General features: G+C 66.9%; 6 protein-coding genes. 4 read left to right on the forward strand and 2 right to left on the reverse strand.

Annotated elements, in window-relative coordinates; all coding sequences use genetic code 11:
- Nucleotides 1–23: 23 nt before the first annotated feature.
- The gene (locus GTK09_RS01505) at nt 24–1,442 is read left to right on the forward strand and encodes a sensor histidine kinase (protein ID WP_163460707.1); all 1,419 of its coding nucleotides are present in this window, start codon (nt 24–26) and stop codon (nt 1,440–1,442) included.
- Entirely contained in the window at nt 1,435–4,395 is a 2,961-nt protein-coding gene (locus GTK09_RS01510; RefSeq protein ID WP_163460708.1) for a bifunctional [glutamine synthetase] adenylyltransferase/[glutamine synthetase]-adenylyl-L-tyrosine phosphorylase, read from the forward strand. The genes GTK09_RS01505 and GTK09_RS01510 overlap by 8 nt, the downstream gene beginning before the upstream one ends.
- Nucleotides 4,396–4,401: 6 nt before the next feature.
- Here the strand turns inward: GTK09_RS01510 and GTK09_RS01515 are convergent, their stop codons facing one another.
- Together GTK09_RS01515 and pepN are read right to left on the reverse strand one after the other, a co-directional pair.
- Nucleotides 4,402–6,669, reverse strand: a complete 2,268-nt coding sequence (locus tag GTK09_RS01515) for a PAS domain-containing sensor histidine kinase (RefSeq protein ID WP_246217630.1) — start codon at nt 6,667–6,669, stop codon at nt 4,402–4,404.
- Nucleotides 6,670–6,946: 277 nt separating this feature from the next.
- The gene (gene pepN / locus GTK09_RS01520; RefSeq protein ID WP_163460710.1) at nt 6,947–9,601 is read right to left on the reverse strand and encodes an aminopeptidase N; all 2,655 of its coding nucleotides are present in this window, start codon (nt 9,599–9,601) and stop codon (nt 6,947–6,949) included.
- 295 nt (nt 9,602–9,896) lie between these two features.
- On the opposite strand from pepN, the gene GTK09_RS01525 reads away from it, so the two are divergent.
- Both GTK09_RS01525 and GTK09_RS01530 read left to right on the forward strand, forming a co-directional pair.
- On the forward strand, nt 9,897–12,212 hold the full coding sequence (locus GTK09_RS01525) for a xanthine dehydrogenase family protein molybdopterin-binding subunit (RefSeq protein ID WP_163460711.1): 2,316 nt from the start codon (nt 9,897–9,899) through the stop codon (nt 12,210–12,212).
- 151 nt (nt 12,213–12,363) lie between these two features.
- Nucleotides 12,364–13,356, forward strand: a complete 993-nt coding sequence (locus GTK09_RS01530) for a DMT family transporter (RefSeq protein ID WP_376767937.1) — start codon at nt 12,364–12,366, stop codon at nt 13,354–13,356.
- Nucleotides 13,357–13,507 lie beyond the last annotated feature (151 nt).

Raw genomic sequence — 13,507 nt, forward strand, 5'->3', positions numbered from 1 at the left:
TCTCCAGCCCATAGTTCGGCCGCATGGGACGTTTCCGCTCATTGATGCGCATGACCGCCGTCCGGCTTTCGGCGGTCTACTTCCTGCTCTTCGCCATCTGCGCGGTCGTGCTCGTGGTCTATGTCACGGCGACGGCTTCGACCATCGTCGAGGAGCAGAGCCGGCAGGCGATCACGGACGAGCTCTCGGACCTCGAGCAGGTTTACCAGCAGAGCGGCATCATCGGCCTGGTGCGAACGATCGATCGGCGTTCGCGCCAGCCGGGCGCCTCGCTCTATCTCGTCACCGACCCTTCGGGGCGCATTCTCGCCGGCAACGTCGCCAGCCTGCAGGCCGGCGTCCTCGACGATCGCGGCCAGACGCCGGACGCCTTTTCCTACGAGCGCTATTCCGACGAGACCGGTGGTCGCTTCCATCTGGCGATCGCCGAAGTCGTGGCGCTGCGCAATGGCATGCGCGTCCTCGTCGGTCGCGATCAGAGCGAGCAGTTGCGCTTTCGTGGCGTCGTTCAGAGCGCACTGATCCTTGCTCTCGCCCTGATGGGCGTTGCCGCGCTGATCGCCTGGTTCTTCGTCGGGCGCAGCGCGCTGAAGCGGCTCGACGGTGTCACTGCGGCGAGCACCCGCATCCTCTCCGGCGATCTGTCCGAGCGGCTGCCGGTCACCGGGGCGGGCGACGAGTTCGACCGCCTGTCGGAGAATCTCAACACCCTTCTCGCCCGGATCTCGCTGTTGCAGGTCGGGCTGCAGGAGGTCTCCGACAACATCGCCCATGATCTGAGGACGCCCTTGACCCGGCTTCGCACCCGCGCGGAAGCAGCGCTGTCGGCGCCGCCCGACGCGCGCGAAGCGCGCGAGGTGCTCGACCAGATGATCGCCGAATGCGACCAGATGATCCGGACCTTCGACGCATTGCTGATGATCTCGCGGGTCGAAGCGGGCTCCGACCAGGTGATGAAGTCGGAAATCGATCTCGCGGCGATCGTCGCCGACGTCGTCGACCTCTACGAGCCGCTCGCCGAGGACGCCTCGGCCGATCTGGTGCTGGCGGTGCCGCCGGCGCTGAAGGCCTATGCCAGCCGCGAACTGATCGCGCAGGCATTGTCGAACCTCCTCGACAATGCCCTGAAATACGCCGCCGCCCCGGACCGGCAGACGCGCATTTCCGTCACCCTGACCGAGGACGAAGCGAACTGGCGGCTTTGCGTCAGCGACGACGGGCCGGGCATTCCCGCCGACCTGCGCGAGCGGGTTCTCGAGCGGTTCTACCGGCTGGACAAGAGCCGCTCGATGCCGGGCTCCGGGCTCGGCCTGTCGCTGGTCCGGGCGATTGCGCGCATCCATGGCGGCCGGCTCCTCCTTGCGGATGCCGATCCCGGCCTTACCGTTTGTCTGGAAGTTCCGAAGGATGAACGGCAAGCGGGCGAGCGTGGTGATGGGTGAGATTGCGAACGGCGACGGTGGATTTCTGATCGGCGGGGCGAACCGGCCAAGTCCGCTCGACGGGGACACGGCCCAGCGCTGGCGCGCCGATCTCCAAAAACTCGCAGCCGAGCGCGGCCTGGAAAATCTCGACCGGCTGCTGTCGGGCGATCATCTGGATGCGGAGCGGCTCGTCGCCGTGATCGATCTCTCTCCTCATCTCAACGCCATCGTCTTCAAGGACCCCGAGTGGCTGGAGGAGCTGACGAAGGGCTCCTCCGCCGATCTGACGCGCGAGACGATCGAAACGGTGGCCGGCCTGCCGGGCCCCGACGAGACCGAGCAGACGCTGATGGCGGCGCTTCGCCGGGCGCGGCGGCGCGTCGCGCTGTTTCTCGGCCTCGCCGACGTTTTCGGCGCGGCGACGCCCGACGCGACCACCCGCGCGCTTTCCGACTTCGCGGCCACCGCGGTCGGGGCGGCCCTCCGGTTCTGTCTGCGCGACCTCCATGCGAGGGGGAAGATCGTCTTGCCCCATGCCGAGGATCCGGAGAAGGGTTGCGGCGTCTTCGTTCTTGGCATGGGCAAGCTCGGCGCCCATGAACTGAACTATTCCTCGGACATCGACGTCATCGTTCTCTACGACGAGAGGCAGGGGCTCACCGAGGATCCGCTCGACGCGCCGGAAACGCTGTCGCGGATGGTGCGGCGGCTGACGCGCATCCTCGCCGAGCGAACGGGCGAGGGCTATGTCGCGCGGGTCGACTTGCGGCTTCGGCCCGATCCCGGTGCAACCCCGGTCGCGGTCTCCACCGCGATGGCGCTCACTTATTACGAGGGGTCGGGGCGCGACTGGGAGCGCGCGGCGATGATCAAGGCGCGGCCGATCGCCGGCGACGTCGACGCTGGCGAGCGCTTCCTGAAGGAAATCACCCCTTTCGTCTGGCGCAAATATCTCGATTTTGCCGCCGTCGCCGCCATCGAGGACATGAAGCAGCGGATCGACCGCCACCGCGGCTTCGATACGGTCGGCCTGAAGGGCCACAACGTCAAGCTCGGCCGCGGCGGCATTCGCGAAGTCGAGTTCTTCGCCCAGGCCCAGCAGCTGATCGCCGGGGGCAGGGCGCCGAAGCTCAGGCGGCGGCGCACCGACGAGGCGCTGGCCGAGCTGGCGAGCGGCGGCTGGATCGACGCGGCGACCGCGAGCGAACTCACCGAAGACTACTGGCTGCTGCGCCGCGTCGAGCACGCCATCCAGATGCTGGCGGACGAGCAGAGCCACACTCTGCCGGAGGACGCGACCAAGCTGCGCGCCGTTGCCCGGCTGGCCGGCTTCGAGGGTGAGGAGGCGCTCGGGGAAGCTCTGCTGCCTTGCCTGAAGCGGGTCGATCGCCGCTTTGGCCGGCTGTTCACCGAGACGCGGGGGGCGCCCTCCGCCCGGCCGGACGACGAGGGCCTGCGTCGGCTTTCGCGCTCGGACGATGATGGCGAGGCGATCGCCGCGCTCAAGGTCCTCGGTTACGGCCGGCCGGAGGACATCGCCCGGGTGGTCCACGGCTGGTCGCTCGGCCGCTACAAGGCGACGCTGACCTCCACGGCCCGCGCGCGGCTCACCGAAGTCCTGCCGACGCTGATCGCCGCCTTCGCCAAGGCGCCGGATCCGGACAACGCCCTGATGGCCTTCGACCGGTTCCTGGCGGGCCTGCCGTCGGGCATCCAGTTCTTCTCCCTGATCGCCTCGAACCCGAAGATCCTCGAGCTGCTGGCCGCCGTCATCACCTCGGCGCCGGCCCTGCGCGAGACCATCGCCGCAAGGCCCCATGTCTTCGACGCCCTGCTCGACCCCGCCTTTCTCGGCGAGGTCCCGACCCGCGACCTTTTGCGCGAGCGGCTTTCCGCCTTTCTCGGCATTGCCCGCGACTACGAGGACGTGCTCGGCCGTTTGCGGATCTTCGCATCCGAGCAGAGATTTCTCGTCGGCGCTCGCATGCTGAGCGGCATCGTCGAGGCGGACGAGGCCGGGCCGGCATTCTCGAACATCGCTGACGTCGTTCTCGAAGCGACGCTTCCGGCGGTCGAGGCAGAGTTCGCCCTGACCCACGGACGGATCCCCGGCGCGCGGACCGCGCTTCTCGGCATGGGCCGACTCGGCAGCCGGGAGCTGACGGCGAGTTCCGACGTCGACCTCATCCTCTTCTACGATCACGACGAAGGGGCCGAGAGTTCGGACGGCAAAAGGCCGCTCGCCCCGAGCGCCTATTTCGCCCGGCTGACCCAACGCCTGATCGCGGCGATGACGGCGCCGATGCGCGAGGGCATCCTCTACGACGTCGATTTCCGCCTACGTCCTTCCGGCAACAAGGGGCCGCTCGCCACCGAGCTCGGCGCCTTCCGGCGCTATCAGGAAGGCGAAGCCTGGACCTGGGAGCGGATGGCGTTGACGCGGGCCCGCATCGTCGCCGGCGATCCGGACTTTGCAGGCGAGGTCGCCGAGACGATACGGGTCATTCTGGCAGAACCGCGGGAGGTCGAGCAGACGACGAAGGACGTTGCGGCGATGCGCCAGCGCATCGAGGCCGGCAAGCCGCCGCGTGGTCCGCTCGATCTCAAGCTCCTGCCGGGTGGGCTGATCGATCTGGAGTTCCTGGCACAATGGGCTCTTCTGACGCAGAACGCCGATCTTGGCCTTTGCGGCGCGCCCAGTGAGGCCGTGCTCGCGGCCGCGGACTTCGGCCCGGCCGCTGACGGCAAGGCGCTGGCGAGGGCGATGAACCGCTTCACCCGGATCGTCCAGCTCCTGCGTCTCGGGCCGGCGGACGTGCGCACCATCGCGGCGGTGCCGGTCGGTCTTTCCCGGGCGATCGCCCGGGCGGTCGATCTCGATGATCCTGAAAAAGTGGAGGCTTGGCTTGCGGCCGAAACCGAGCGCGTTCGCGCCGCCTTTACGAACGTCCTCGGCGCGCCACCCGCCTGATCGGTCTCAAGCTGCGGCGCGGGCGGCCGGAGCTTTCCCGGCCCGGCGCGACGCCATCGCGGCGTTCGTTGCGGGCGCGGCGAGCGAAGTCGTGCCGGCGCGGGCCGCCGGCTCGGTCATCACCGGCAGCCTGAGGCTGACGATGGTGCCGTCGCCGACGCGCGAACCGATGCGGAAACGTCCGCCATGCAGGTTTACCAGGGCTTTGGCGATGGCGATCCCGAGACCGGTGCCGTGGCATTTCGAGCGCACCAGCTCGTTGCCGATCTGGGAGAAGGGCAGGCCGAGCTTGGCCAGGGCCGGTTGCGGAATGCCGGGTCCGTCGTCGGCGATGGTCAGCATGGCGGCCCGTCCGATCTGCCGCAGCCGCAGCCGCACCGTGCCGCCATCGGGGGTGAATTTCACGGCGTTCGACAGAAGGCTCAGCACGACCTGCGAAGTCGCACGCGGATCGGAGACCATCGTCAGTGCCTCCGGCACCTCGATGGAAAGCGCAATGTTCTTCTTCTTGGCGAGCGGTTCGATCATCGCTGCGCTCTCGAGGACGAGGTCGCTGAACTCGACCTCCTCGCTGAACAGTTCGAGCCGGCCGGATTCGATCGTCGCCATCTTCAGGACGTCGTCGATCATCGTCAGAAGATGGGTGCCGCTCGTGTGGATGTCGTCGACATATTCGCCATACTTGTCGCCGATCGCGCCGAAGGTGCGCTGGCGCATGATGTCGGAAAAGCCGAGAATGGCGTTGAGCGGGGTCCTCAGCTCGTGAGACATGTTGGCGAGGAACGCCGTCTTGGCCCGCGAGGCGCTTTCCGCCCGTTCCTTTTCGACGATGTAGCGCAGATTGAGTTCGCTCAGCTGGTCGGCCTTGCGCTCGGCGTCGGTGGTGGCCGCCTCCAGCTTGGCGATGGTCGCGAGCAGCTTCTGCTTGGAGTCCTTCGTCAGCGTCTTGTGATGCTTGATCTGGGTGATGTCGGTGCCGACCCAGACGGTGCCGCCATCGGCCGTCAGCCGGGTCGAGATGAGCAGCCAGCGCCCGTCCGGCATCTGCGCCTCGACGGCGCTCTCTCCCGCCATCAGCTCGTCGCCGTCGAGGGTGATCTGGCGGATCGGCCGCCGGGCCTTGCGCAGAACCTTGTCGACCGGTGTACCGGCGGCGACGTCCGCCTCGTCGAGGCCGAAGGTCTTGCGGTAGATCGAATTGCACACCACGACCTTCTGTTCGTGATCGCACAACAGGAAGGTCTCGGAGATGTTCTCGATCGTGTTCATCAGCCGGTGATTGGCCTCGTCGGTGCGACGCACGAGTTCCTTCTGCTCGCTGACGTCGGCGGCGATGCCGATCAGGTGAACCTCGCCGTCCGCCCCTTGCGTCACGTTCGCCCGGCCGCGGATCCAGATGTATTCGCCGTCGGCTCGCCGCATCCTGAAGACCTGATCGAGATGCTCGATCTTGCCGGCCGCGACACGCCGCGCGACGTGGAACAGGCCGCCGTCGTCGGGATGCAGCAGCGGGGCGACGTCGGCAAAGGCCATGACGCCGTCCGTCGGCTTCATGCCGAGGATCTCGTACATCGAGCGCGACCAGTACATCTGGCCCCGGCCGATGTCCCAGTCCCACAATCCGCACATGCCACGCGACAGGGCGATGTCGACGCGTTGATGGGCCTCATTAAAAAGGCCGCTGTAATCCTCCGCCCGGCGCGACTGGCGGAAATAAGCCTTCAGCACGAGAAGCAGGATGGCGCCGGTCAAGACGAAAAGCGAAACGCCGATCGCCGTCTTCTGGCGCCAGTCCGCCAGATAGTCCGCCTCTGGCCAGAACAGGCTGATCTTGCCGCCGTCGACCGGCAGATCGGCGGTGGCGGCGATCGCGTTGCCGCCCCTGAAGCTGACATCGACGATCTTGTCGGCCGCATCGACGCCGAGAAGTTCGCGCGGGTCGGAGACGAAGCCATAGATGCTCTTGCCGATCAGATCCGCCTGAACGGGGTGTGACGCGACGACGAGGCCGTCCCGGTCCGTGACGAAGAGCAAGGCGCCGGCGGGAAGGATGTCGCTGGCGACCAACTGCTCCGCGAACGGCTCGCGGTCGAAATCCACCCCGCTGGATTCCATCAGCTTCAGGCTGGTGGTCAGCAGCGCCGTGACGGTCGCCAGGTCCTTATGGGCATCTTCGACGTAGGATGAGCGGTCGCCGAGCGTCAGCGTCAATCGCGAGGCGGCGAGCGTCACCAGAAACAGCAGGACGAGGGCGGGGATGACCCGTCGGGACAAGAAGAGGTCGCCGGTGCTAGACGCGTCCTCGTCCGGGCCGTCCTCGAACTGCCACGGCGATCCCGTAGCCTTTCGATATCGGCCCAGTAACCCCAGGCATTCGAGCACACCTTCCCCGTTCGGTGCGCTGGACGCGTCCGCTCGCATCAAAGACCCCTCGTTGCCGCATCAACAATTCGGTATCCGCATTACCGAATCGTGTTGAATTGATCAGACACGAATCGCCTTGTCCATAGCTGGCGGACTCGGATGGGTAAAATTTTCAATAAGCCAGGCGTTATTTCCGAGAACGATCCACAATATCCTGAAGATCTTTGGAAAGTCCTTTTATTTCAGAGAGTTGACGCAAGGTTTCCTCAAGCTTGGCGCGCCTGCCCGGTTCGAAACTGCGCCATGCGCGGAACGTCGTGGCGATGCGGGCGGCGATCTGCGGATTGATCCTGTCGAGGGCGGCGAGCTTCTCGGCGACCCACCGATAGCCGGCCCCGTCGGGGCGGTGGAAGGCCACCTGGTTGCCGGCCGCGAAGCTGCCGAAGACGGTTCGAACCCGGTTCGGATTGCGCATGGTGAAGCGGGGATGGTTGGCCAGGCGCTCGACCGTTTCGACGGCCTCGTATGTCGGTGCGGTGGCCTGCAGGGCGAACCATTTGTCGAGAACGAGATCGTCGTTCTCGTAGCGCCGATAGAAGTCGTCGAGCGCGCTTTCGCAGGCCGCCTCGCCGGCAAAGCGGTGGGCGAGGATCGCCAGGGCGCCGAGCCGGTCGGTCATGTTGCTCGCCGCGCGGTATTGGGCGACGGCGGCTGCGGGATCGCCGGTCGCGGCGCAGCGGTAGGCGAGGGCGGTGTTGGCCAGGGCCCGGCGCCCGGCGCTCTCGGCATCCGGCGAGAAGGGTTCGGCGGAGGGTCGGCCAGTGCTGAGGCGCTCGAACAGGGCGAGGCCTTTTGCGCCGATCGCGACCCGGGCGGCGTCGACCACCTCATGCACCCTGTCGGGATCGACGTTCTCGCGCAATTGCCGGGCGACGTCGCTCTCGCCCGGCAGTGTGAGCGCCTGCGCCCGGAAGGCCGGCGCGAGCTCGTCGTCGTCCGCCGAGGCGAGGAGAGCGTCGACGATCGCGCTCTTCAGTGCCGGCTCCTCGTCGCCGAGGGGGCGCCTTGCCGCCGAGGTCAACGCCTCGGCGATCAGATCGTCGAGGGCCCGCCAGCGATTGAAGAGGTTGGGGTCGAGCCGGCCGAGGGCGAGCCGTTCGGCCTCGCTCTGCTGGTGTTCGAGCATCACCGGGGCGGAGAAATCCCTCAGCACCGAGAGATAGGGTCGATCGGAGAGGCCCGTGAAGGTGATCGTCGCCTCCTCGCCGGTGAGGACGATCACGTCGTCCTTCAGGCGGGCCTCGCCGGAAACGTCGCCCTCGGCCCGCCTGTCCTCGCCATTGCCGCCGACGAGCCCGAAGCGCACCGGCAAAACCATCGGCTCCGTACCGGTTCCGGCCGCGCCCTGCGTCAGGCTCTGGCGAAGCGTCACGGTGTGCCGCCTTTCCTTCGGGTCCCAGCTTTCCGACACGGTGAGGGTCGGCGTGCCGGCCTGGGCGTACCACAGCGCGAATTGCGAGAGATCAAGTCCGCCGGCTTCCTCGAAACAGGCGAGGAAATCCTCGATCGTCGCCGCATCGCCGTCGTGGCGCTCGAAATAAAGGTCCATCCCCTTGCGGAAGTCCGCTTCGCCCAGCAGCGTCGCGATCATCCGCACGACTTCGGCGCCCTTGTCATAGACCGTCGCCGTGTAGAAGTTGTTGATCTCGCGATACTCTCCCGGCCGCACCGGATGCTGCAGCGGCCCCTGGTCCTCGGGGAACTGATGCGCCTTCAGCCGCCGCACGGAGGCGATCCGCTGCACCGTCGGCTCGCGCTCGTCGGCGGAGAACTCCTGGTCGCGATAGACCGTCAGCCCTTCCTTCAGACAGAGCTGGAACCAGTCGCGGCAGGTGATCCGGTTGCCCGTCCAGTTGTGGAAATATTCGTGGGCGATCACCGTCTCGACGCCGGCATAGTCCGTGTCGGTGGCGATGTCCTGGTCGAGCAGGACGTATTTGTGATTGAAGACGTTGAGGCCCTTGTTCTCCATCGCCCCCATGTTGAAGTCGGCGATGGCGACGACGTTGAAGACGTCGAGGTCGTATTCCCGGCCGAAGCGCCGCTCGTCCCAGACCATCGAGCGCTTCAGCGCGTCCATGGCGTAGGACGCCTGGGGGGCGCGGCCTTTTTCCGTGTAGACCCCAAGGGCCACGGTCCTCCCGCTCATCGTCACGAAGCTGTCGTGCAGCGCGTCGAGATCGCCGGCGACGACGGCGAAAAGGTAGGATGGCTTCTTGAACGGGTCGTCCCAGACGGCATAGTGCCGGCCGTCGGCAAGTTCGCCTGCTTCGACGGGATTGCCGTTAGACAGGAGCACCGGCGCGACCGCCTTCTCAGCCTCGATCCGCACCTTGTAGGGCGCCAGCACGTCCGGCCGGTCGGGGAAATAGGTGATGCGGCGGAAGCCCTCGGCCTCGCACTGGGTGCACCAGATGCCGTTGGAGCGAAAGAGCCCCATCAGCTTGGTGTTTTCCTCCGGGGCGATGCGGGTCTCCAGCCGGACTTCGAACCCGCCGCTTTCGGGAAGCTCCGACACGACCAGCGCGTCGGGCGTCGCTTCGTAGCGCGAAGGGGGGAGTATCTCGCCGTCGACCGCGATGCTCTCCAGAATCAATTCGTCGCCGTCGAGACAAAGCGGCGCGTCGGCCGCCGCGCCCTCGCGGCGTTCGAACGCCAGGATCGTCACGACGTCCGCATGGCCTTCGAACAGTCGCAGCGTCATGTCGACGCCGCGAAGGACGAAGTCGGTCGGCCGGTAGTCGGTTAGCTTCACGATCTGGCCGTCTTCGGTGCGCTGCATCAGTCCTGTCCTTTCGTCCCGCTGGCACGGTTTTCCCATCCGCAATGAGCCTCGCCGCTGCGAAGCGCAAGTCGTCGCCGACGCCTTCGGTTGCCGCCGGGAAGCGAAGATGCGTGGCGAGGTTCTTCGGCCTTGGCGCGTTGCCGCCCTCGACGGGAGTTGCCTCGTGCAATAATTGTCGCCTCTGGCCGTCGAGCGAAGTCATTCCGGGAATGCATCGCCCCGGCGCCGAACTGCACTGCGGCGATCGCCGGTGCGGATCGAAAAGATCGTTCGTCTCCCGGGGGAATCCGCCATGACCGTCATGACACCGAAATTTGGCCTCGGCGCTTCCGTGCTGCGCCTCGAGGACGACCGCCTGCTGCGCGGCGCCGGCCAGTACACCGACGACGAGAGCCGACCGGACATGCTGCATGCGGCCGTGGTGCGCTCCCCGCATGCCAGCGCCCGCTTCACCATCGCCGATCTGGAAGCCGCAAAGGCGGCGCCGGGCGTCCGTCTGGTGCTGACCCATGCCGACGTCGCCGAGCTCGGCGACATTCCCTGCCTCGGCAAGCCGGCCATGGCCGACGGCAACGCATTTGCGGCGCGCAATGCCCCGGTGCTCTGCAAGGACACCGTGCGGCATGTCGGCGACGCCGTCGCCTTCGTCGTCGCCGACACAGCCATGCAGGCGAAGGACGCCGCCGAATTGGTGACGGTCGAATACGAGCCGCTCGACGCCGTCGCCGATCTCGAGGCGGTGATGGGCGAGGGCGCCCCCTTGGTCTGGCCGGAAGCCGGCAGCAACGTCGCCGGCCGGATGCATGTCGGCGACGCGGCGGCAACCAGGGCGGCCTTCGATGCCGCCGCCCGCACGGTGCGCATCGACCTCGTCCAGAATCGGCTGGTCTGCAACTACATGGAGGTCCGTTCGGCGGTCGGCGAATATGTCGAGGCCGAGGACCGCTATCTCCTCACTTCCGGCAGCCAGGGCGTCCACGGCCTGCGCGACACGCTGGCCAACGTCGTCTTCAAGGTCGATCCCGCGAAGATCCGCGTCCTCACCCGCGACGTCGGCGGCGGCTTCGGCACCAAGGCCTTCCTCTACCGCGAATACGCGCTGGTGCTCTTCGCCGGCAAGAAGCTCGGCCGGCCGGTGAAGTGGACCGCCGATCGCGGCGAGCATTTCGTCACCGACACCCATGGCCGCGACAACGTCGTCTCCGGCGAGATGGCGATCGACGCAGATGGCCGCTTTACCGGCCTGAAGATCAACATCGCGGCCAATCTCGGCGCCTATTCCTCGCAATACGGCCCGATGATCCCGTGGTTCGGCATGTCGATGGCCACCGGTCTCTACGACATCCCGGCGATCGACGTGGCCTGCGACCTCTATTTCACCAACACCGTGCCGGTGGACGCCTATCGCGGTGCCGGCCGGCCGGAGGCGGCCTATCTGATCGAGCGGCTGGTCGACAAATGCGCCGCCGAACTCGGGATCGGGCGCGACGAGATCCGCCGGAAGAACTTCATCAAGCCGGAACAGCTTCCCTACAAGACCGCCTTCGGCCGGCTTTACGACACCGGCGATTTCGCCGGCCACATGGCCGAAGGCATGCGTCGGGCCGGCTGGGACGACTTCGAGACGCGGCGCGCGGCGGCCGCCGGCGAGGGCAAGCTGCGCGGCATCGGCATGGCGACCTATGTCGAGGCCTGTGCCTTCCCGGGCTCCGAGCCGGCCTATGCCGAGCTGCAGAGCGACGGCCGGGTGAGCGTGAAGATCGGCACCCAGACCAACGGCCAGGGCCATGCCACGGCCTATGCCCAGTTCGTCGCCGAAGCGCTGAAGCTCGACTACGACCGGATCGACGTGCGCCAGGGCGACACCGACGAGACGCCGACCGGCGGCGGCACCGGCGGCTCGCGGTCGATCCCGCTCGGCGCCGTCTCGGTGCGCCGGGCGAGCCAGGCGCTGGCCGAGAAGATCAAGAAGCTCGCTTCCGACGAACTCGAGGCGGCCGCCGCCGACATCGAGATCGAGGGCGGTTTCGCCCGCGTCGCCGGCACGGACCGAGCCATCGACTTCGCCGCGCTCGCAGCCGCCGCCAAGAGCCCGGACGACCTCAAGGCGATGGGTGAGTTCAAGCAGGACGAATGCACCTATCCGAACGGCACCCACATCTGCGAGGTCGAGATTGATTCCGAGACCGGCGCCGTCGAGATCGTCGCCTATACGATCGTCGACGACTTCGGCGTGACGGTGAACCCGATGCTGCTCGCCGGCCAGATCCATGGCGGCGTCGCGCAAGGGCTCGGCCAGGCGCTGATGGAGGACACGGTCTATTCGCCGGATGGCCAGCTCGTTTCGGCGAGCTTCATGGACTACGCCATGCCGCGGGCCTGGGACCTGCCGATGTTCGACTTCAAGACCCGCAACGTGCCCTCGACGACCAATGCCCTCGGCATCAAGGGCGCCGGCGAGGCCGGGACGATCGGCGCGGCGCCGGCGGTGATGAACGCCGTCGCCGATGCGCTCAAACCGGCGGGCGTCGACCACATCGACATGCCGGCGACGCCCTCGCGGGTGTGGAGCGCGCTGAAGGCGGCAAAGGCGGCGACCGCGGCTTGACGCTGTGCTGCTTCGGCCTCGCCGCGGGGCGAGGCCGCGGAAAATCGGCGGCATGTGAGGAATATCGTAAGGAAATCGTCTCAACTTTGATTTCGCCCGGCCCTCACTTCACCCGTCACGCCTCGGCCGGGCGTCTTTTCCATCAAACGAGATAGGTTCGCGGAGCCGAACGGCCGCGGACAGGGATGACATCATGGCGACCTCGCCACCGGCCGATCCGAACCCGAGCCTCGGGATCGGCCTGAAATGCATGTCGGTGGTCGTCTTCGTCGCCATGCAGACCCTGATCAAGACGGTTGGGGAGGATATTCCCGCCGGCGAGGTGGTGTTCTTCCGCTCCTTCTTCGCGCTGATCCCGGTCATCCTCTATCTCGCCTGGCTCGGGGATCTGAAGCAGTCGCTGAAGACCGACGATCTGCCCGGCCACATGCTGCGCGGTCTGGTGGGCGCCATCTCGATGACGCTGTCGTTCTTTTCCCTGCCGCGCCTGCCCTATGCGGAATGGATCTCGATCAACTACGCTGCGCCGCTCCTGACCGTCGTCTTTGCGGCGATCTTTCTGAAGGAAATCGTCCGGGCCTATCGCTGGACGGCGGTGGTGATCGGCCTTGTCGGGGTCTCGGTCGTCACCGCGCCGAATCTCAGCCTGTTCTCGACTGGCGGCCTCGGCGGCTCGGAGGCGCTGGGTGCTCTCGCCGCGCTCGGTTCGGCAAGTCTGGCCGCCGTCGCGATGATCCAGATCCGGCGGTTGGTGCGAAAGGAGAAGACGGCGACGATCGTCGTCTATTTCTCGCTGACCTCGTCGCTGATCGCGCTTCTCTCGCTGCCCTTCGGCTGGGTCCTGCCCTCGACCGAGGATGCGCTGATCCTTGTGACGGCAGGGCTCTTCGGCGGTATCGGCCAGCTGCTCCTGACCGCGAGCTACCGCTACGCCGATACCTCGACGATCGCCCCCTTCGAATACACCTCGCTGATCCTCGCCATCGCCATCGGCGTCTTCCTGTTCGGCGATCCTGTGGCCTGGACGACGATCGTCGGCTCGCTGATCGTCGTTTCGGCCGGAATCTTCATCATCTGGCGCGAGCACCAGCTCGGCCTCGAGCGCCGCAAGGCGCGGCGCGTCGCACCTCCGGGCGGCGGCTGAGAGAACTTCGGGGCGCTCGGCGAGGCGCGCCGGCGAGCTTCGTTCGGATGCGCTCCATCCTCTTCGGGCTCATCATGGGGCGTTCGTCAACCGGCGGCATCGTCACCGTTATGTTATGATATACGGTTACAAAGCGGAGGCAGCGTCACGA

This window comes from Jiella pacifica (assembly GCF_010500815.1).
GTDB lineage: Bacteria > Pseudomonadota > Alphaproteobacteria > Rhizobiales > Rhizobiaceae > Jiella > Jiella pacifica.